Origin of the sequence: Streptomyces sp. NPDC044984, from assembly GCF_040646935.1 — a bacterium.
Taxonomy (GTDB): domain Bacteria; phylum Actinomycetota; class Actinomycetes; order Streptomycetales; family Streptomycetaceae; genus Streptomyces.
In genome coordinates, this window is record NZ_JBEZBE010000012.1 from 111,013 (window position 1) to 132,222 (window position 21,210).

At 75.5% G+C, this 21,210-nt stretch carries 12 protein-coding genes; 9 read left to right on the top strand and 3 right to left on the bottom strand.

The features are described from left to right. Positions 1 to 261 precede the first annotated feature (261 nt). The 4 genes from AB0A94_RS15585 to AB0A94_RS15600 all read left to right on the top strand — a co-directional run bounded on the left by AB0A94_RS15585 (position 262) and on the right by AB0A94_RS15600 (position 14,510). On the top strand, positions 262 to 8,910 hold the full coding sequence (locus AB0A94_RS15585) for an amino acid adenylation domain-containing protein (protein ID WP_361744506.1): 8,649 nt from the start codon (positions 262 to 264) through the stop codon (positions 8,908 to 8,910). A 202-nt stretch (positions 8,911 to 9,112) separates the two neighbouring features. Further along, a complete protein-coding gene (locus AB0A94_RS15590) occupies positions 9,113 to 12,931 on the top strand; it encodes an alpha/beta fold hydrolase (RefSeq protein WP_361744641.1) in 3,819 nt (1,272 codons plus the stop codon). Positions 12,932 to 12,986: 55 nt separating this feature from the next. After that, positions 12,987 to 14,216 (top strand): crotonyl-CoA carboxylase/reductase, encoded by a 1,230-nt coding sequence (gene ccrA / locus AB0A94_RS15595; RefSeq protein ID WP_361744507.1) that lies wholly within the window; start codon positions 12,987 to 12,989, stop codon positions 14,214 to 14,216. Positions 14,217 to 14,315: 99 nt separating this feature from the next. After that, on the top strand, positions 14,316 to 14,510 hold the full coding sequence (locus AB0A94_RS15600; RefSeq protein ID WP_361744509.1) for an antitoxin: 195 nt from the start codon (positions 14,316 to 14,318) through the stop codon (positions 14,508 to 14,510). A gap of 58 nt (positions 14,511 to 14,568) precedes the next feature. Here the strand turns inward: AB0A94_RS15600 and AB0A94_RS15605 are convergent, their stop codons facing one another. The 3 genes from AB0A94_RS15605 to AB0A94_RS15615 are packed head-to-tail and all read right to left on the bottom strand — an operon-like array spanning position 14,569 to position 17,001. Continuing rightward, entirely contained in the window at positions 14,569 to 15,264 is a 696-nt protein-coding gene (locus AB0A94_RS15605) for an enterobactin synthetase (RefSeq protein ID WP_361744511.1), read from the bottom strand. 4 nt (positions 15,265 to 15,268) lie between these two features. Beyond that, positions 15,269 to 16,753 (bottom strand): AMP-binding protein, encoded by a 1,485-nt coding sequence (locus AB0A94_RS15610; protein ID WP_361744513.1) that lies wholly within the window; start codon positions 16,751 to 16,753, stop codon positions 15,269 to 15,271. Continuing rightward, a complete protein-coding gene (locus AB0A94_RS15615; RefSeq protein WP_361744515.1) occupies positions 16,753 to 17,001 on the bottom strand; it encodes an acyl carrier protein in 249 nt (82 codons plus the stop codon). The genes AB0A94_RS15610 and AB0A94_RS15615 overlap by 1 nt, the downstream gene beginning before the upstream one ends. A gap of 374 nt (positions 17,002 to 17,375) precedes the next feature. Here AB0A94_RS15615 and paaA point away from each other — a divergent pair, with 374 nt between their 5' ends. The 5 genes from paaA to AB0A94_RS15640 are packed head-to-tail and all read left to right on the top strand — an operon-like array spanning position 17,376 to position 21,174. Beyond that, positions 17,376 to 18,344 carry a 1,2-phenylacetyl-CoA epoxidase subunit PaaA gene (paaA, locus tag AB0A94_RS15620; protein ID WP_361744643.1) on the top strand — a complete coding sequence of 323 codons (969 nt, stop codon included), beginning with the start codon at positions 17,376 to 17,378 and terminating at the stop codon, positions 18,342 to 18,344. Next, entirely contained in the window at positions 18,341 to 18,652 is a 312-nt protein-coding gene (gene paaB / locus AB0A94_RS15625) for a 1,2-phenylacetyl-CoA epoxidase subunit PaaB (protein ID WP_361744517.1), read from the top strand. The genes paaA and paaB overlap by 4 nt, the downstream gene beginning before the upstream one ends. A 25-nt stretch (positions 18,653 to 18,677) precedes the next feature. Further along, entirely contained in the window at positions 18,678 to 19,451 is a 774-nt protein-coding gene (paaC, locus tag AB0A94_RS15630; protein ID WP_361744645.1) for a 1,2-phenylacetyl-CoA epoxidase subunit PaaC, read from the top strand. A gap of 50 nt (positions 19,452 to 19,501) precedes the next feature. After that, entirely contained in the window at positions 19,502 to 20,008 is a 507-nt protein-coding gene (gene paaD, locus AB0A94_RS15635; protein ID WP_361744519.1) for a 1,2-phenylacetyl-CoA epoxidase subunit PaaD, read from the top strand. A gap of 8 nt (positions 20,009 to 20,016) precedes the next feature. Next, positions 20,017 to 21,174: a 2Fe-2S iron-sulfur cluster-binding protein gene (locus AB0A94_RS15640; protein ID WP_361744521.1), complete on the top strand. Its 1,158-nt coding sequence runs from the start codon at positions 20,017 to 20,019 to the stop codon at positions 21,172 to 21,174. Positions 21,175 to 21,210: the final 36 nt, after the last annotated feature.

Genomic DNA, 21,210 nt, shown 5'->3' on the forward strand with positions numbered 1-21,210 from the left:
TCAGGGAAATCCCTGAACCGGCGTCCGGGGAACCCGGTTCCCCTTGACCCGGCCGGTTCCGGTGCACCACCGTGCTGTGCCGTGAAACCGGGGCGGGTGACGTGATCCCCCGCCCTCGGCGTGCGGCCTCCTTTCCGCCCTGCGGGCCGGCCCGGCGCGTACCCACACGCGAGGGCGGCGCGGAGCGGTGACCGCACCCGTTCGATCCGGCCGGGCCTTCGCCGTCCGGGACATTACGGCTTGCCACGTGAGGGTTGTGCTATGTCACTCCAGGAGGACGAACGTCGACCGCTGTCCGGAGCCCAGGAGGGCCTCTGGTACGCCGGGCGGCTCGCACCGGACAGCGCCGCGTACAACACCGCGGAGGCGGTGGAGATCCACGGCCCCCTCGACACCACCCTGTTCGAGACCGCGCTGCGGCGCACCGTCGGCGAGGCCGACACCTTCGCCCTGCGGTTCGCCGACACCGACGACGGACCGCGCTGCCACCTCGCCCCGGACGCGGACGACTGGACCCTGCACCGGGTCGACGTCAGCGGCGCCGACGATCCCGAAGCCGCCGCGTGGGCCCACGTCCGCACCGATCTCGCGGCCCCCGTGGACCTGGACAAGGGCCCGCTGTTCGCCCACACCCTGCTGACCCTGGCCCCCGACCGGTTCCTCTGGCTGCTGAGGGCCCACCACCTCCTGCTCGACGGCTACAGCTACAAGCTCCTCGGACGGCGCCTGGCCGAGACGTACAACGCCCTGGCCGAGGGGCGCGAGCCGGACCCCTGCGGCTTCGCGCCGGTGAGCCGGCTCCAGGCGGAGGAGGCGGCCTACCGCGCCTCCGAGCGGTACGCCCGCGACCGCGACCACTGGGCGCGGCGCCTGGCCGGCCTGCCGGAACCCGCCCGGCTCACCTCCCGTACGGCCGCCCCCGCCGCGCCCTTCCTGCGCCGCACTGCCGAACTGACGCCCGCCGAGACCGACGCCCTCGACGCCGCCGCGGCCCGCCTCGGCGTCCGGCGCACCGACCTGCTGACCGCCGCCACCGCCGCCTACCTGCACCGCATGACCGGCGCCGGGGACCTGGTGCTGGGCCTGGCCACCATGAGCCGCCTCGGCGGCGCCGCCCTGCGCACCCCCGGCACCGCCTCCGACGTCCTCCCGCTGCGGGTGGCCGCCGCCCCCGACACGCCCGTCGCGGAACTGGCCCGGACCGTCGCCGGCGAACTGGAGGCCCTGCGCCGCCACCAGCGCTACCGGGGCGAGTTCCTCCGCCGCGACCTGGGCCTGCTGGGCACCGGGCGCCGGCTGTACGGGCCGGTCCTCAACATCGTCCCGTTCGACGAGTCCCCGGTCTTCGGCGGACACCCCACCACCTGGCACCACCTGTCCGGCGGAGCCGTCGACGACCTCCAGATCTCGGTGCGCCCCGGCGCCCGCCCCGGCGGACTGTGGCTGGCCCTCGACGCCAACCCTGCCCTGTACGAGGAGGACGAACTCGCCCTGCACCGCGACCGGTTCCGCACGCTGCTGCGCCGGCTGGCCGAGGCGGAGCCGACGACGCCGCTGGGCGACCTGGACATCCTGCTGCCGGGCGAACACCCCCGCGACACACCCGTGCACACGTATCCGGTCGAGCGGACCCTCACGGAGCTGTTCGAGGAGCGGGCGGCGGCCGGGCCCGAGCGGACCGCCGTCACCTGCGGGGACGAACGGCTCACGTACGCCGCGCTCAACGCCGAGGCCAACCGCCTGGCCCGGCTGCTGACCGAACACGGCGCCGCCCCGGGCCGGGTGGTGGCGCTGGCCCTGGAACGCGGCGTGCGGCTGCTGCCCGCCCTGCTGGCCGTGCTCAAGACCGGCGCCGCCTACCTGCCCCTGGACCCCGGTCACCCGGCCGAGCGGCTGCGGCTGGTCGTCGAGGACACGGACCCCGTCGTCCTCGTCACCGAGCGCGCCCACGCCCACCTCGCCCCGGACACCCTCCCCGCCGTCCTGCTGGACGACCCGGAGGTCGCGGCGGACCTCGCCCGCCGCCCCGCCGCCGACCTGAGCGACACCGACCGGAACGGGCCGGTGAGCCCGTCCGACATCGCGTACATCATCCACACCTCGGGCTCCACCGGCCGCCCCAAGGGCGTGCCCGTCCCGCACGCGAACGTCGTGCGCCTCCTCGCCGCCGCGGCCGGGCACTTCGACTTCCGCGCCGACGACGTGTGGACGCTGTTCCACTCCTACGCCTTCGACTTCTCCGTCTGGGAGATCTGGGGCGCCCTGCTGCACGGCGGCCGGGTCGTCGTCGTGCCGCACGCCGTCAGCCGCTCGCCGCGCGAGTTCCTGGAACTGCTGCACCGCGAGGGCGTGACCGTCCTCAACCAGACGCCGTCCGCCTTCGAACAGCTGATCGACGCCGACCTGGAACGGGCCGGGGACACCGGGGCGTTGCGCTACGTCGTCCTCGGCGGCGAGGCCCTGCGCCCCGCGCGGCTGCGCCCCTGGGCCGACCGGCACGGCCTGGACCGCCCGGCGCTGGTGAACATGTACGGCATCACCGAGACCACCGTGCACGTCACCCACCACCGCCTCACCCGCGCCGACCTGGACGACCCGCGCCGCGGCAGCGTCATCGGCACCCCGCTCGCCGACCTCCGCGTCCACCTGCTGGACGCCGCGGGGCGCCCGGTGCCGCCCGGCGCGACCGGCGAGATGTACGTCTCCGGCGCCGGCGTCGCCACCGGATACCTGAACCGGCCCGAACTGACCGCCGAGCGCTTCCTCGACGACCCCTACGGCCTGCCCGGCACCCGCATGTACCGTTCGGGCGACCTGGCCCGGCGCCGCCCCGACGGCACGCTCGACTACGTCGGCCGCGCCGACGCCCAGGTGCAGCTGCGCGGCTTCCGCGTCGAACCCGGCGAGATCGAGGCCGTCCTCGCCGCCCATCCGGGCGTCGCCCGCGCCGCCGTCGTGCCCCGCCGCGCCGACAACGGCACTGTGCACCTCGTCGCCTACACCGTCCCCGCGGGCGACGACCCCGTGGACCCCGCCGAACTGCGCGCCCACGCCGCCGCCCACCTGCCCGAACACATGGTCCCGGCCGCCTGCGTCCCGGTGGACACGCTGCCGCTGACCGCGAACGGCAAACTCGACGTCCAGGCCCTGCCCGCCCCCGACTTCACCGCCGCCGCGTCCGGCACCCGCCCCACGACACCGCAACAGGCCGTGGTGTGCGCCCTGTTCGAGGACGTACTGAAACTGCCCCGGGACACCGTGGGCACCGACGTGAACTTCTTCGACCTCGGCGGCGACTCCCTCCTCGCCACCCGCCTGCTGGCCCGCCTGCGGCACGAGACCGGCGCCGAGATCCCCATCACCGCCCTGTTCGAGACCCCGACCCCGGCCGCCCTCGCCCGACGGCTCGACGTACGGGCGGACGACGCCCCGCCCCGGCCGGCCCTCGCAGGCGCCGTACGCCCGCAGCGGGTGCCGCTGTCCTTCGCCCAGGAACGCATGTGGTTCCTGAACCGGCTCGACGAGGGAGCGGCCACCTACCACATCCCGCTCCTCGTCCCGGTCGACGCCGGCCTCGACACCGAGGCGCTCCGGTCGGCCCTCGGCGACCTGGCCGACCGCCACGAGATCCTGCGGACCGTGATCACCGAGCACGACGGCGTCCCCCACCAGTGCATCCTGCCGCCGGGGGAGCTGCGCCCGGTCCTGCGGCGCGTCGACTGCCCCGCCGCGGAGACCGCCGCCCACGTCACCGCCGCGCTGCGGCACCGCTTCGACCTCACCGCCGAAAGCCCCCTCGCCGTCTGGCTGCTGGGCACCGGCAGCGAGCGGGCGCTGCTGTTCGTCCTGCACCACAGCGCGGCCGACGGCTGGTCGCTCGGCCCCTTCGCCGCCGACCTGAGCACCGCCTACGCGGCCCGCCGGGCCGGGCGGGCGCCCGCGTGGACCCCGCTGCCGGTGCAGTACGCCGACTACGCGCTGTGGCAGCGCGCCCTGCTGGCCCCCGCACCGGACGGCCCGGGCCGGCTGGAGCGGCTCACCGCCCACTGGCGCACCGCGCTGGACGGCCTGCCCGAGGAGTGCACCCTGCCCGGCGACCGGCCGCGCCCCACCGCACCGCGCGGCCGCGGCGCGCACGTCGAGACCACCGTCGACGCCACCCTGCACCGCGACCTGCTGCGCCTCGCCGACCATGGGGGCACCAGCCTGTTCATGGTGCTGCATGCCGCCGTCAGCGCCCTGCTCACCCGCTGCGGCGCCGGCGAGGACATCGTCCTCGGCACTCCCGTCGCGGGGCGCACCGAACCCGCGCTGGACCCCCTGATCGGCCTGATCACCAACACCCTGGTGCTGCGCGCCGACACCTCCGGCGACCCCGCCTTCCGGGACCTCCTCGCCCGGCTGCGCACCGCCGACCTGGCCGCCCTCGACCACCAGGACCTGCCCTTCGACCGGCTGGTGGACGACCTCAACCCGCCCCGCACACCCGGCCGGCACCCCCTGTTCCAGGTGATGCTGGCCCTGCAGAACAACGCACCCGCCGTCCTCGAACTGGACTCCACGCGAGCCGAGTTGCGGCCCACCGCCACCGGCACCGCCAAGTTCGACCTCTTCGTGGACGTCCTGGAACGCCACACTCCCGAGGGCGCCCCCGACGGCCTGACCCTGCACGTCGAGTACGCCACCGACCTGTACGACGCCGGCACCGCCGAGGCGTTCACCCACGCCCTGCACGAGACCCTGCGCACGGTGGGTGCCGACCCCGGGGCTCGCGTCTCGGAACTGCCCGCGCTCCCCGGGCGCACCCCCGCCCCGGCCGCGACCGGCCCCGCGGAACTGGAGGACGCGGCCCTCGCCGTGCCCGGCATCCGCGCCGCCCGCGCCCTGCCCGGCGCCGACGGCACCCCACCGCGCCTGTACGTGGTGCCGGGGCGGGCGGACGCCGCCGAACGCGTCGAGGACGCCCTGGACCGCGCCGGCCACGGCACCGTCCGCGTCACGGCGGTCAACGCGCTGCCCCGCGCAGCGGACGGCACCGTCGACACCGCGGCCCTGCGCGCCCTGCCCGCCGTCGACCGCACCGCGGCCGGAGCCTGGCGGGAACGCCTGGCCGCCCTCCCCGGCGTCACCACCGCCGAGGTGACGGTGGAGAACACCCCCGAGGAACCGGACCGCCGCCACACCGGCCTGCCCGACCGCACCACGGAACCCGCCCCCGCCCCCGCCCGCACCGACCGCGCGTCCGCCGTCCCGGCGCTCAGCGAGGGCCCCGCTCTGACCGAGCCGTCCGTGCCGAGCTGGGCCGAGGCCCTGCGCCGCGCCGCCGCACGGGACCGGGGCGACATCGTCCACGTCCACCCCGACGGCAGCGAACACCGGCGCACCTACGCCTCCCTGATCCCCGAGGCCTCCCGCGTCCTCGCCGGTCTGCGCCGGGTGGGCCTGCGCCCGGGCGACACGGTCATCCTCCAGTGCGACGCCACCGAGGACTTCCTCGCCGTCCTGTGGGGCTGCGTCCTCGGCGGCTTCGTCGCCGTCCCGCTGACCGTCCCCGCCTCCTACGACACGCCCTCGGCGGCGCTGACCAAGCTGGAGGGCATCTGGCGGATGCTCGGCCGGCCGTGGATCGTGTGCTCCGCCGCCCGCGAGGCCGGGCTGCGCGCCCTCGCCGCCCGGCAGGACCGGCCCGGGCTGCGGCTCACCACGGCCGACGCGCTGCGCGAGGCGCCCGAGGACCACGACTGGCACCCCGCCGCGCCCGACGACCTCCTGCTGATGCTGATGACGTCCGGCAGCACCGGCCTGCCCAAGGCGGTGCGGCTCACCCACCGCAACGTGCTGACCCGCTCCGCCGCCACCGAGCAGCTGAACGGGCTCGGCGCGGACGACGTCTCCCTGAACTGGATCCCGCTCGACCACGTCACCGGCGTGGTGATGTTCCACCTGCGGGACGTGTACCTGGGCTGCCGCCAGATCCACGCCCCCACCTCCTGGATCCTCCAGGACCCGCTGCGCTGGATGGACCTCGCCGACCGGCACCGGGTCACCGTCACCTGGGCGCCCAACTTCGCCTTCGGGCTCCTCGCCGAGCAGTCCCACCGCTTCACCGGCCGCACCTGGGACCTGTCCCCTATGCGGCTGGTGATGAACGCCGGTGAGGTCGTCGTCGCCCCGGCCGCCCGCCGCTTCCTGCACACGCTGAAGCCGTTCGGCCTGCCGCAGCACGTGATGCATCCCGGCTGGGGCATGTCCGAGACCTGCTCCGTGGTCACCGACGCCGTCCTGCCCGGCGAACCCGTCGCGGACGAGGGGACGTTCGTCAGCTGCGGCCGGCCCTACCCCGGCTTCGCCATGCGGATCGTCGACGGGCAGGACACGGTCCTCACCGAAGGGGACGCCGGCCGGCTCCAGGTCCGCGGCACCTCCGTGACCGGCGGCTACCACGACAACCCGGCGGCCAACGCGGAGGCGTTCACCGAGGACGGCTGGTTCGACACCGGCGACCTGGCGTTCCTGCGGGACGGCGAGCTGTACATCACCGGCCGCGCCAAGGACGTCATCATCGTCAACGGCGTCAACCACTACAGCCACGAGATCGAGGCCTGCGTCGAGGAACTGCCGTACGTGGAGCGGAGTTTCACCGCCGCGGTCGCGGTGCGCACCGACCCGTCGTCGCCCACCGACGAACTGGCCCTGTTCTTCCACCTCACCCCCGAAGCCGCCGCAGAACCGGCCACCGCCCTCCGCGAGATCACCGGCAAGGTGACCCGGGAGATCGGCGTCAGCCCGGTCTTCCTCATCCCGGTCGCGCGGGACGCCGTGCCCAAGACCGAGATCGGCAAGATCCAGCGCACCAAGCTGCGCAAGGGCTTCGAGGCGGGCGACTTCGACGACGAGGTCCGCCGGACCCAGGTGCTGCTGGGCACCGCCGCGACCGTCCCCGACTGGTTCCTGCGACCGGTGTGGCAGCGGGCGGAACACCCCGGTGCCCCTACGACGGCGCCCGGCCGGCACACCCTCGTCCTGGCGGGCGGCGACCCCCGGGTCGGGAAGCTCGCGGAACGGCTCGCCGACGCGCTGCGGTCCGCCGGCGGCCTGTGCACGGTGGTCGGTGAGGGAGCGTCGTACGCCCGGCTCGACGCCGCGCACTACAGGGTGCGGCCCGCCGAGCGGTCCGACTACGCCACGCTGCTGGATCAGTTGGAGCACGACCAGCGACCGGTCGACGCCGTCCTCCACATCGAAGGGCTGCGCGGCACGGGAGACCCGGAGACGGCGCCGGACGACACGGCAGACGCGGAGCGACTGCTCGCGTTCGCCCGCGCCCTCACCACCCGGCCCGGACGGCAGCGCCCCGTCGACCTCGTCCACGTGACGGCGGGTGCCCAGGCCGTGGGCCCCGGCGACCGCCCCTCCCCGGCCCACGCCATGGCGGGCGCGCTCCTCAAGTCGCTGGCCGAGGAATCCGGTCGGCTGCGCGCCGCGCACCTCGACCTCGCACCGGACGGGGGTGAGGACCCGCTGCCCGTCCTGCTGGCCGAGGCGACGGTCACCACGGACGGCGCGGAGGTGGCGTACCGCGACGGGCACCGGCACGTACGCCGCCTCGCCCCCCTGCCCGACACCCCGTCCCGCGCGGAGCCGCCCGCGCACGACGGCTTCACCCTGCTCACCGGGGGACTGGGCGGCGTCGGCGCCGAGATCGCGGCGCATCTGCTCCGCACTCCCGGTACCCGGCTGCTGATCGTGGGCCGCACACCGGCGTCCGAGGCCGCCGTTCCGGCGCGGCTGAGGGAGCTGGGCGAGGTCCGCTACGCCTGTGCCGACGTCACCGACGAACGCCGGGTACGGGCCGCGGTGGAGGACGCCGCCGAGGCGTGGGGCGTGCCCCTGGGGTCGGTGCTGCACCTGGCCGGCACGTTCGTGGAACGGCCCGTGGGGGAGCTGGACGCCGCCACCTGGCGCCGGGCGCTGGAAGCCAAGGTGCGCGGCGCGTGGACGCTGCACCGGCTCACCGCCGACCACCCGGTCGGTTCCTTCGTCACCTTCTCCTCGGTGAACGGCTTCTTCGGCGGCGCCATGAACGCCGCCTACGCCGCCGCCAACGCCTACCTGGACGCCCTCGCCCACTACCGCCGCCGCCTCGGCCTGCCCGCGCAGTCCCTGGCCTGGAGTATGTGGCGCGAGCGCGGCATGAGCCGCGGCTACGGGCTCACCGCGCTCACCGAGGCACGCGGCTACCGGCTGCTCGACGTCCCCGCCGCGCTGCGCTCGTTCGACCTGGCCCGCTCCCTGGACGAGCCGCACCTGCTGATCGGCGCCGACCGCACCGCCCCCTGGGTCCGCAGCCACGTCGTGGCCCCCGTGCGGCAGGTGCGGCGCCTGGCCGCGCGCGTCGGCCTGGAGGACGGCACCGACCTGGGCGCCCTGTGCCGCGCGGCGGCCGACGGCGCCCGCGCGGCCGGCCTGTCCGACGCGTGGACGCTGCGCTCGGCGGGCACCACCGCCCGCCCGTACGAGGACGGGGCGGAGACGGGGGAGGACCCGCGGCGGCTGGAGAGCCGGCTCGCCGAGGTGTGGTGCGGCGTCCTGGGCCGCGACCGGGTGGGCCGGGACGAGAACTTCTTCGACCTGGGCGGCAACTCCCTGCTCCTGGTCACCGCCCAGACCGCCGTCAACCGGGCCTTCGGCACCGACCTGTCGGTGGTCGACCTCTTCGCCCACCCCACCGTCCGGGACCTCGCCCGCCACCTGTCGGAGCGGGGCGCCGCCCCGGTGGCGGAGGCCGGACCGTCACCCCGGCCGGAGGCCGGCGGCGGCCTGGACCACGCCAGGGAACAAGCACAGCGCCAGCGCGCCGCCCGCGCGCGCCGCGCCGCACGACACGGGAAGGACCGGGGCCGTGCGTGAACCCACCGAGCCGGGCCGGGACGGGACGAAGTCCGCGCGCGACACCACCGGCCCGGGCCGGGACGGGGCGAAGTCCGCGCACGACACCACCGGCCCGGACCGGGACGGGGCGAAGTCCGCGCACGACACCACCGGCCCGGACCGGGACGGGGCGAAGTCCGCGCACGACACCACCGAGCCGGGAGAGGACGAGGCACAGGCCGTGCACGACACCAGCACACCCCACGACGAGGACCTCCCCGCCGTCGCCGTCATCGGCATGGCGGGCCGCTTCCCCGGCGCCGACGACCTCGACGCCTTCTGGGAGAACCTCGCGGCCGGCCGGGAGGCGATCCGGCCCGTCACCGACGAGGAGTTCCTCGCCGCGGGCGGTGACCCGCGCGACCTGGACGACCCGGCACTGATCCGGATGGCGTCCGTCGTCGAGGGCATCGACCGCTTCGACTCCGGCTTCTTCGGCTACAGCCCCGCCGAGGCCGCCGTTGTCGACCCCCAGCAGCGGCTGCTGCTGGAGACGGCGTACCACGCCCTGGAGGACGCCGGCTGCCTCGGCGGGGACCGTACGGGCGAGGCGTTCGGCGTGTACGCGGGCGCCGGCGACAGCCGCTACTACCCGGCCCACGTGTACCCGCGCTTCGCCGGGCAGCCCGGCTCGGTGGCGCTCGTCCACGCGGCCACCGCCAACTCCCTCGGCACCCTCGCCACCCGTCTCTCCTACGAACTGGGCCTCACCGGCCCGAGCGTGTCGCTCCAGACGGCCTGCTCCACCGCGCTGGTCGCCGTGCACACCGCCTGCCAGGACCTGCTGGACCACCGCTGCGACACCGCGCTCGCCGCCGCCGTCTCCCTCAACCCCTCCGCCGTCCTGGGCTACCGCCACGTACCCGACGGGCCGTTCTCGCCCGATGGCCACTGCCGCGCCTTCGCCGCGGACGCCGCCGGCACCTCCTCCGGCGACGGCGTGGGAGCCGTCGTGCTCAAACGGCTGGCGGACGCCCTCGCCGACGGCGACCGCATCCGCGCCGTCATCCGCGGCAGCGCCGTCAACAACGACGGCCGCCGCAAGGTCGGCTTCAGCGCGCCCAGCGCCCCCGGACAGACCGAGGTCGTCCTCGCCGCCCAGGCCCAGGCGGAGGTCGACGCCGCCACCATCGGCCTGGTCGAGGCGCACGGCACCGCCACCAAACTCGGCGACCCGATCGAGGTGTCCGCCCTGACGGAGGCGTTCCGGCAGAGCACGCGGCGGACCGGGTTCTGCGCGCTCGGCTCGGTCAAGACCAACATCGGCCACCTCGGAGCCGCCGCCGGCATCGCCGGACTCATCAAGGCGGTCCTCGCCCTGGAACACCGGCAGATCCCGCCGAGCCTGCACTTCGAACGGCCCAACCCGCTCATCGACTTCGACGCCAGCCCCTTCCGCGTGCCCACCGCCCTGGAGGACTGGCCCGCGGGGGAGCACCCCCGCCGCGCCGCCGTCAGTGCCTTCGGCATCGGCGGCACCAACGCCCACGTCATCCTGGAGGAGGCCCCGCCCACCGCCCCCGCCGCGCCCCGCCCGCCCGAGGACGGACGCCGCCTGGTGCTGCCGCTGTCCGCCCGGACCGCGGGCGCCCTGCGCGGCCAGGCCGACGCCCTCGCCCGGCACCTCGAACGCCGCCCGGAGCTGCGCCTGGACGACGTGGCCCACTCCCTGCGCACCGACCGGCCCGCCCTGCGCCACCGGCTCACCGTCACGGCGGCCTCCCGCGAGGAGGCCCTCGGCGCGCTGCGCACCGCCGCCCCCGCCACCCCGCCGCTCTCCGACGACCCGGCCCGCGTGGCGTTCCTGCTGCCCGGCGGCGGCACCCAGTACCCCGGCATGGGCGCGGAGCTGTACCGCGACCACACCGTCTACCGCGACACCGTCGACGAGTGCGCCCGCATCCTGCGGCCCGTCCTCGGCGCCGACCTGCGCACCGCCCTCTTCGAGGAACGGCGCCCCGACGACACCTCGGCCTTCCTCGGGCTCGTGGTCACCGAGTACGCCCTGGCCCGCACACTCATCGAGTCGGGCGTACGCCCCGACGCGCTGATCGGCCACTCGCTCGGCGAGTACACGGCCGCCTGCCTGGCCGGCGTCATCGACCTCGAGGACATGCTGCCCCTGGTCACCGAACGCATCCGGCTCATCAGCTCCGCCGGAGGAGCCACCGTCGGCGTCGCCGCCCCGGCCGAGGAGATCCGGCCGCTGCTCGACGACGAACTGTCCCTCGCCGCCGTCAACGGCCCCCACGCCTGCACCGTCGCCGGACACCTCGACGCCGTCACCCGCTTCGAGGCCGAACTGACGCGCCGGGGCGTGCCGTTCCGCCGTCTGCGCATCCCCGTCGCGGCCCACTCCCACGTCCTGGACCCGGTCCTGCCGGCCTACGAGACCCACCTCCGCCAGGTCACCCTGCGCCCCCCGCGCATCCCGTACGTCACCAACGTCACCGGCACCTGGGTCACCGACGCCCAGGCCGTCTCCGTACGCCACTGGATCGACCACACCCGCGCCACCGTGCGGTTCGCCGACGGCATCGCCGCCCTCTGGGACCGCATGCACCCCGTCCTCGTGGAGATCGGGCCGGGCGACACCCTGACCAAGCTGGCCACCGGCCGGCTCGCCGACGAGGCACCGGTGACCGTGACCACCATGCGGCACGCCAAGGCCGAGGCGTCCGACGGGTTCGTCCTCGCCGAGGCGCTGGGACGGCTGTGGAGCGCGGGTGTGGAGAGCGCCCTGCCCCCGGTGCCGGGCGCGCCCCGGCGGGCGCCGCTGCCCCCGTACGCCTTCGACCGCCGGCGCCACTGGATCGACGCCCCCGGCGCCCGGACCGCCCCCGCCGCCTCCGACGACACCCCGGCCACGGGGGACACCGGTCCCGGCCTCGCCCCGCGGCCCCGGCTGACGACGGAGCACGTACCGCCGCGCACCGAACGCGAACAGGCGGTGACCCGGCTCTGGGAGGAGACCCTGGGAATCGGCGGCATCGGCCTGCACGACAACTTCTTCGACCTCGGCGGCGACTCCATGCGCGCCGTGCTGCTGGCGGGCCGGCTCCGCCAGGCCGGCGTCCTCGACGTCCCGGCGGCGACCTTGCTGGCCGCGCCCACGGTGGCCGGGGTCCTCGCCTCCGCCGACGAACCGGACGGAACCACCACCGGGAAGACCCCGACCGCGCTGAGCCCGCTGCTGCCGCTGCGCGCCGAGGGCACCGCCACCCCCCTGTTCTGCGTCCACCCCGGCGCGGGCGTGTCCTGGCGCTACACGGGTCTGCTGCCCCACCTCGGCGGCGACCAGCCCGTCCACGGCATCCAGGCGGCCGGCCTCGACGGCACCACCCCGCCCGCGCCGGACGCCGCCGCCATGGTCGCCCACTACCTCGACCTGGTGCGCGGCGTGCAGCCGCACGGCCCGTACCGGCTGCTGGGCTGGTCCTACGGCGGATTCGTCGCGCACGCCATGGCCTGCGCCCTCCAGCGCGACGGCGAGCGGGTCGAACTCCTCGCCATGCTCGACGCACCCCAGCCGCACGGCACCGCCCATGACCCCGACGCGGCCGAACGCCAGGTGGCGGCCCTGCTGTCCAGGGTGGCCGGACTCTCCGTCGACCTCGCCGCGGCACCCCCGGGCGTCGACACCGTCCTGGACCGGATCGACGCCCGGGTCACGGCCGACCCGTCGAGTTCCCCCGTCACCCGCGCCGAGGCCGCCGCCATCGCCGCCGTCATGCGCAACAACCTGCGCATCGCACCCCAGTTCACTCCCGGTGTCTTCCGGGGCGACGTGCTGTTCTTCAGCGCGGCCGAGGAGGAACCCACGGACTTCCCGGCCGACCTGGCGGTGCTGCCCGGCAAGGCCGACAGCTGGCGGCCCCACGTCGACGGCACGCTGTACGACCACCACGTGCCCTGCGGGCACTACGAGATGACCGAACCCGAGCCGATCGCCCGCATCGGCGAGGCGGTCGCCAAGGCCCTGCGCGGGCTCGGCGGCTGAACCACCCTTCCCCTTCCCCCTGAACACCCCTGAGCACGCGTTGAGGAGAGCCGGCGTGAGAGCGACCCAGGAACTCTACGAACTCGGTGACGCGCCCGAGATCGGCACCGCCCCGAAGAAGATGTACGCCTCGCTGATCCGCCGCGAGCGCTACGGACAGCCCGTCGACGCCTTCCGGACCGAGGTGGTCGACGTCCCGCCCGTGGGGCGCGGACAGGTCCTGGTGAAGGTGATGGCCGCCGGCATCAACTACAACAACGTCTGGGCCGCGCTGGGTTCGCCGCTCGACGTGATCGCCGCCCGGCAGAAGGCGGGCGCCACCGAGGACTTCCACATCGGCGGCTCCGACCTGTCCGGGATCGTGTGGGCGGTCGGCGAGGACGTGCGCGGGGTGAGGCTCGGCGACGAGGTCGTCGTCCTCGCCAACCGCTGGGACGAGAAGGCCGACGACATCCGCCTCGGCGGCGACCCCACCTGGTCCACCAGCCAGCGGGTGTGGGGGTACGAGGAGAACTACGGCTCCTTCGCCCAGTTCGCGGTCGTCGACGACTACATGTGCCACCCCAAGCCCGCCCGGCTGTCCTGGGCGGAGGCCGCCTGCTACATGGCGACCGCCGCCACCGCCTACCGCCAGCTCTTCGGCTGGCCGCCGCACACGGTGCGCCCCGGCGACCCGGTGCTGGTCTGGGGCGGCGCCGGCGGACTGGGCTGCATCGCCATCCAGCTCGTCCGGCACGTCGGCGGCATCCCCGTCGCGGTCGTCTCCAGCGAGGAACGCGGCGAGTTCTGCCTCAAGCTGGGCGCCGAGGGCTGGATCGACCGGCGGCGGTTCGACCACTGGGGGCGGCTCCCGGACACCTCCGACGACGAGGCGATGGGCCGCTGGCTGTCAGGGGCCCGCGCCTTCGGGCGGGCCTTCTGGGAGGTGCTCGGCGAGCGCCGCAGCCCGCGCATCGTGCTGGAGCACTCAGGCGCCGACACCATCCCCACGTCCCTGTACCTGTGCGACAACGGCGGCATGGTCGTCCTGTGCGGCGGCACCACCGGCTACAACGGTGACGTCGACCTGCGCTTCCTGTGGATGCGGCAGAAGCGCCTGCAGGGCTCGCACGTCGCCACCGCCCGCGAGGCACGGGAGGTCACCCGGCTGATCGACCAGGGGATCATCGACCCGTGTTTGTCCCAGACCTTCGATTTCGACGAGATAGGCCTCGCCCACCAGCTCATCCACGACAACCGGCACCCGGCGGGGAACATGGCCGCACGGGTGGGCGACCGGGGATGAGGGACGGGGCGGCGGTGCGCGGGGCCGGGTGATTCGCGCTCGGCCTGAGGGGTACCTGCGGCGGGGTACGACGCACACGCACCCCCCCGGAGGTACCCCATGGGCAAGCTGGGCGACATGATGAACAAGGCCAAGCAGATGGCCAAGGGCCACCCCGACCAGGCCGACAAGGGCGTCGCGGGCGCCGAGCGGGCGGTCGACCGGCGGACGGGCGACAAGTACGACGCCCGGACCGACAAGGCCGCCGACGCGGTGCGGCGCTCCTACCGGGACGGCGGTACGCCGGAGCGCTGACCCGGTACGAACGGCTTCCGGCCCCCGGGGCATCGCCCCGGGGGCCGGAAGCACGTGGTCAGCCGCGGGCGCCGGCCCGGCCGGCGACGTAGCTGAACACGCCCGCCCCGACGCGCACCACCCGCACCCGCACGGCGTGGGCGGGATCCGTGCGCACACAGACGCGCAGGCCGTCCCCGGAGGGGGACGCCCGCAGGTCCCGCAGACTCCCCGCCGGTCCGGCCCGGCATCCGCTCTCCGGTACGTCCAGGGCCTTCCAGGCGGCCTCCTTGGCGGAGAACAGCTCCGTCACCGACCAGGCCGCACCCGCACCGGGCGGCATCTCCTCGTCGTCGAGCAGTGCCTCCTCGTCCGCGCGCAGCACCAGGCGGGCCGCGTCGCGGGGGAGGGGCCGCAGCTCCAGGTCGCAGCCGAGCGGCAGGTCCCGGCCCGGGGCGCGGGCCACGGCGACGGCGGTCCCGGCACTGTGCGAGATCGACGCCGCCAGGCCCGGCGGATACACCGGCAGCCGTCCCGAACGCGGGATCTCACCGCACTCCAGCCCCACCGCGCGCAGGGCCCGGCGGGCGGCCCGCCGCCCGGCCAGGAACTCCAGCCGGCGCTTCGGCGGCATCGACGCCGCAGCGGCCGCCTCGGCGGGCCCGGCCGGCCGCGGCCACGGCTCCGAGACGGCCGCGACGCCCAGACCCAGCCCGGCGGCGGCCAGCAGCGGACGCAGCGCGGACACGTCACCGTCCGCCACCTGCCGCCGCACGCGCTCACACCCGCAGCAGCTTCTTGACGATCTTCCCGGCGGGGTTGCGCGGCACCTGCTCGATGAACTCCACCCGCCGCGGGCGCTTGTACGGGGCGAGCAGTCCCGCGACATGCGCGAGCAGCGCCGCCGCGCCCGCCTCCGCACCCGGCTCCAGGGCCACGTACGCCAGCGGCACCTCGCCGTAGTCCTCGTCGGGCATCCCGACGACCGCCGCGTCCCGGACCGCCGGGTGGGTCATCAGGGCGCGCTCGATCTCCGAGGGGTAGACGTTCTGGCCCGCGCGGATGATCACGTCCTTCGTGCGGTCCACCAGGCTGATGCGGCCCTCGTCGTCCATGAAGCCGAGGTCGCCCGTCCTGATCCAGCCGTCGAGGGTGATCTCACGGGTGGCCTCCGGGTCGTTCCAGTAGCCCCGCATGACGCCCGGCCCGCGCACCACGATCTCCCCGGTCTCACCGGGCGGCAGCTCCCGGCCGTCCGCGTCCACCGCGCGGGCGGACATGCCCGGCACGACCCGCCCGCACGGGATGCGGACGGCGACGTCCCCGGGGGCGGGGTGCTCGTCGGGGCCGAGCGTGACGAACGGGCCGCCCACCTCGGTCATGCCGTACACCTGCCGGAAGCCGCAGCCGAGCCGCTCGACCGCGTCCGCGTAGACGTCGAGCGGCATGGGGGCGGCCCCGTACAGGACCTCCCGCAGACAGGACAGGTCGGCGCGGTGGGACGCCCGGGCCTGCAGCATGAAGCGCAGCATCTGCGGCACCAGCCACATGTGGGTGGCCCGGTGCCGTTCCACCGCGGACAGCGCCCGCTGCGGGGTGAAGCCGGGCATCAGCACGACCGTCGCGCCGGCCGCCAGGTAGGTCAGGGACACGACCATGCTGCCGTGGTACAGCGGGCAGCAGTTGACCATGACGATGTCGTCGGTGGGGCGGGCCATCACCAGCCAGCCCAGGGCGATGGCCCGGAACGACGCGCTGTCGACGGTGACGCCCTTGGCCTGCCCGGTGGTCGCCGAGGTGTGCAGCACGGCGATCGGGTCGGTGTCGGCGACGTCCGGCAGGTCCCGTCCGGCGGCCAGGGTGCCCAGCGCGGCGAAGGCGGGTTTGTCGAAGGCCAGCCGGATCCGCACCGACGCCGGCAGCTCGGCGTGCCGGTCCAGCAGCTCGGACTCGCCGAGGACCGCCACCGCGCCGACGCGCTCGACGATCCCGGCGACCTCGGGCTCGGCCAGGCTGTGGTTCAGCGGCACGAACAGCGCACCGAGCCGGGCCAGCGCGAAGTAGCTCTCCAGGACCTCGATCCGGTCCTTGGAGAGCACGGCGACCCGGTCACCCCGCTCGATGCCCAACTCGGCCAGCCCACACGCCAGTTCCAGCGTGCGGTCGTGGAACTCGGCCCAGGTGACGCTGCGTTCCTCGTCGACCAGCGCGGTCCTGCCGGGCCGGCACTGGCGGTTGCGCTCCAGCAGCTGCGTCAGCCACATCACGCACCGCCGCTCGCACCGGCGACCGCGTGCTCGGCCACGAAGCGCTCGTAGTCGCCGATCGTGCGCAGCCCCTCCATGTCCTCGGCGGTGATCTCCACGCCGAGCCGCTGCTCCACCAGGAGGACGAGGCGCACCAGGTCCCCGGAGTCGATGCCGCTGGCGGCCAGGTCGACGTCGTCGCCGACCTGGTCGGCGTACTCGGCCGTACCGGTGAGTTCGACCAGCAACTCCCTGATGGTGCTCATGGTTTCCCCTTTCGCCTCGGCGTGCCGGCCGCCGCGCGGTGTACGACTGTCACCCCCTGAAGAGGCGGGTGGGGCCCGGTCCCACTCCCCGGTCCGGTCCGTGAGCTTTGTCACGCGCCCGAACCTCGTGCGGCGGGGATAGCGGGGCCGCGCGCCCGGCCTCTTACCGCAACGAAGCCACCCGCCCCGCCCGCCCCGTGCGGGCGGTCCCGAGCCGAAGGAGTGATGCGCGTGCCCAGGCAGCCGGTACGGGTTTGGGCCCCGGGACGGTGCCCGCAGCACGGCACCGTCCCGGCCTTCACCGGACGCCCGAGCGGTACCCGGTGAGCGCCTCGACCACCGCCCCCACCGCCGCCGCCGCGGACGAGGACGAGCTGCTCGCCCGCTTCGACGCGCTCATCGCCGACGGTGGGACGGTCGAACCGCGCGACTGGATGCCCGACGGGTACCGCCGCATGCTGGTCCGCCAGATCGCCCAGCACGCCCACTCCGAGATCATCGGCATGCAGCCGGAGGGCGCCTGGCTCACCCGCGCCCCGTCCCTGCACCGCAAGTCGGTCCTCCTCGCCAAGGTCCAGGACGAGGCCGGTCACGGCCTGTACCTGTACTCCGCCGCCGAGACGCTCGGCGTGGACCGCGCCGACCTGCTGGACGCCCTGCACCGCGGTCGGCAGCGCGCCTCCGCCACCTTCAACCACCCCGCGCTGACCTGGGCGGACACCGGGGCCATCGCCTGGCTGACGGACGGTGCCGCCGTCATCAACCAGGCGCCCCTGTGCCGCACCTCCTACGGGCCGTACGCCCGGGCGATGCGCCGCGTCTGCCAGGAGGAGGCCTTCCACGTGCGGCAGGGCTACGACCTGATGCGCGCCCTGTGCGAGGGGACGCCGCAGCAGAAGGAGATGGCGCAGGACGCGGTGAACCGCTGGTGGCTGCCGGCCGTAGCGCTGATGTTCGGGCCGCCCGACACCGAGGCGGGCGGCGCCGACGCGCGGACCGCCGCGCTGGGCGCCGCGGTCTCCCGCCGCGCGATCGCCTGGGGCATCAAGCGCCACACCAACGACGAACTGCGCCAGCGCTTCGTCGACCAGTGCGTGCCCCAGGCCGAACGCCTCGGCCTGACGCTGCCCGACCCGGCGATCCGCTGGAACGAGGAACGCGGCCACTACGACTTCACCCCGATCGACTGGGACACCTACCGCGAGGCGCTGGGCGACGACACCCACTGGGCGCGGCAGCGGATCGCGCACCGCAGGGCCGCGCACGAGGACGGCGCCTGGGTCCGCCGGGCCGCCGCCGCGTACGCCGCACGGACGGACACGACGACAGGAGGGGACGCATGAGCGGGGCACCGGAGGACGCACCGGCGTCCTGGGAGGTCTTCCTGCGGGCCCGCCGGGGCCTGGCCCACCAGCACGCGGGGTCGGTGCGCGCGGCCGACCCGGACGCGGCCCTGGCCGCCGCCCGCGACCTGTACACGCGCCGGGGCGAACCCCTGTCGCTGTGGGTGGTCCGCTCCGACGCCGTGCACACGGTCCCCCCGGACGAGCGCGACCCGTACTTCGCGGGCGCCCGCCACAAGCCGTACCGCCACCCCGAGCACTACGCGCCGCTGACCGAGAAAGGCCCCGAAGGTGAGCACCACGAGTGACCTCCCGGCGGCGCGCCCGGGCCCCCTGCCGGGCGAAGGGCCGTCCACCGACCCCGACCTGGCCCGGCACCTCCTGCGCCTCGGTGACGACGCCCTCGTCCTCGGGCAGCGCCTGTGCCAGTGGATCACCCGCGCGCCGACCGTCGACGAGGACCTGGCCCTGTCCAACATCGCCCTCGACCTCATCGGCCACGCCCGCACCCTGTTCACCCGGGCCGGACGGCTCGACGGAACCGGCCGCACCGAGGACGACCTCGCCTACGCCCGCTCGGAACGCGAGTTCACCAACGCCCTGCTGACCGAACTCCCCAACGGGGACTTCGCGACGACCGTGGCCCGGCAGCTCGCCTACACCCACTACGCCGTCCTGTACTACGAGGCGCTCGCGCACCGCGCCACCCCCGAACTCGCCGCGTTCGGGGCGCGCGCCGCCAAGGAGGTCGCCTTCCACCGGCTGCACGCGGACCGCTGGACGGTGACCCTGGGACGCGGCACCGAGGAGAGCGCCCGCCGCATGCAGCACGGCCTGGAACGGGTGTGGCCGTACACCGGCGAACTCTTCGAGGAGGACGGCCCGCTGCGCCGCCTGGCCGCCTCCGGAGCCGCGCCCTCACCGGCACCCCTGCGCGAGACATGGCTCGGGCGCGTCACCGGCGTCGTCACCGGGGCGGGCCTCACCGTGCCCGCACCCACCTGGTCGGCCACGGGAGGCCGTTCGGGCCTGCACACCGAGGAGTTCGGCCCGCTGATCGCCGAACTGCAGTCGGTACGGCGGCAGTTCCCCGGAGGCACCTGGTGAGCGGGGGGACCCCGGTGAGCGGGAGGAACCCGGTGAGCGGGAGGAACCCGGTGAGCGGGCCGGTCACGGCCCGCCGCTCCGCCGAGGAGGTGCGCGAGCGGGTGGAGGCGCTGCCGGACCCGGAACTGCCGGTGATCGGCCTGGGCGACCTCGGCGTGGTGGGCTCCGTCGCGCCGGGCGCCGACGGCGTGCTGGAGGTGGAGATCACGCCCACCTACCTGGGCTGCCCCGCGCTGTCCGAGATCACCGCCGCGGTACGGGACGTCCTGGCCGACTGCGGTCACCCCGACGGCCGCGTCCGGCAGGTCCTGACGCCGCCCTGGACGACGGACCGCGTCACCCCCGAGGGGCGGCGCAAGCTCGCCGCGCACGGCATCGCCCCGCCCGTGTCCCCGGCCCCCGCCGGCCCGGTCACCGTCGAACCGGTCGCGGTGCCCTGCCCGCACTGCGGCTCACGGGCCACCCGGCCGCACAGCCCCTTCGGGCCCTCCCGCTGCCAGTCGGTGCTGTGGTGCACGGCGTGCCGCGAGCCCTTCCCCCACCTGACCGCACTGTGAGGCACACCGTGGACACCGCGACCCGCCCGCCCGCCTCCCCCGAGGAGGTACCGGCCGGTCCGCCCCGCCGCGCCGGCTGGCACCCGCTCGACGTCACCGAGGTCCGTCACCTGACCGCCGGCACGGTGGCCGTCACCCTGGACGTGCCCGCCGCACTGCGCGACGTCTTCACCCACCGCCCCGGCCAGCACGTCACCGTCCGGCACCGCCGGGCCGGCGCCGTGCTGCGCCGCAGCTACTCGGTCTGCCCGCCGCCGCACGCACCCGGGACGCTCCGCCTGGTGATCGGACGGGCCGGCCCCGGCGGGTTCGGCGAGCACGCCACCACCCGGCTCGCACCCGGCGACCACCTCGAACTCTCCCCGCCCACCGGGACCTTCGCCCTGCCGGAGCTGCCCGGCGCCCACCACGTCCTCCTCGCGGGCGGCACCGGCATCACCCCCCTGGCCCCGATGGCCGCCCACGTGCTGCGCAGGGACCCGGCCTGCCGCGTCAGCCTCGTCCACTCGGTCCGCACCTCCGCCGACGCCCTGCTGGCTGACGAAGCGGCCGAGCTGAAGGACGAGTTCGTCGACCGCTTCACCGTCCTGTACGTGCTGACCCGTGAGGACCCGGGGAGCGTGGGCGGCCCGCTCGCGCGGCGGCTGGACGCGGCCGGGCTGCGCCGCCTGCTGGCGGCCGTGGACGCCCGTCCCGGCCCGGACACCACGTTCGCCCTGTGCGGACCCCCCGGCCTCATCGACACCGCACGGCGGGTCCTGGCCGACGAGGGAGCCGATCCGTCGCTCGTCCGCTGGGAACTGTTCACGGCCGGCGGCACGGCACCGCGGCCACCGGGGACGACCGGGCCGGCACCGGGGACGACCGGACCGGCACCGGGAACGGGGGAGGCCCGGGTCACCGCCCTGCTCGACGGGCGCCGCCGTGCCGCCACCGTCCTGCCGCACGACCCGGCCCTCCTCGACGCGCTGCTGCGCGCCCACCCCGACGTGCCGTACGCCTGCCGTGAGGGCGTGTGCGGCAGCTGCCGCGCGAAGGTCCTGTCCGGTCAGGTGACGGCGGACCGCCAGCACGCCCTGGACGAGCGGGACCGCGCCGCCGGCTACACCCTCGTCTGCCGCGCCCGCCCGCGCACCCCCGAGATCACCCTCGACTTCGACGTCTGACCCGCACGCCACGCCCCCTCAGCGAAGGAGACCCAC

Excerpts from the sequence above, each read along its gene's own strand:
- AB0A94_RS15585 (WP_361744506.1), top strand. The coding sequence starts at position 262 with ATGTCACTCCAGGAGGACGAACGTCGACCGCTGTCCGGAGCCCAGGAG.
- AB0A94_RS15600 (WP_361744509.1), top strand. The coding sequence starts at position 14,316 with ATGGGCAAGCTGGGCGACATGATGAACAAGGCCAAGCAGATGGCCAAG.
- AB0A94_RS15610 (WP_361744513.1), bottom strand. The coding sequence starts at position 16,753 with ATGTGGCTGACGCAGCTGCTGGAGCGCAACCGCCAGTGCCGGCCCGGC.
- AB0A94_RS15615 (WP_361744515.1), bottom strand. The coding sequence starts at position 17,001 with ATGAGCACCATCAGGGAGTTGCTGGTCGAACTCACCGGTACGGCCGAG.
- paaB (WP_361744517.1), top strand. The coding sequence starts at position 18,341 with ATGAGCGGGGCACCGGAGGACGCACCGGCGTCCTGGGAGGTCTTCCTG.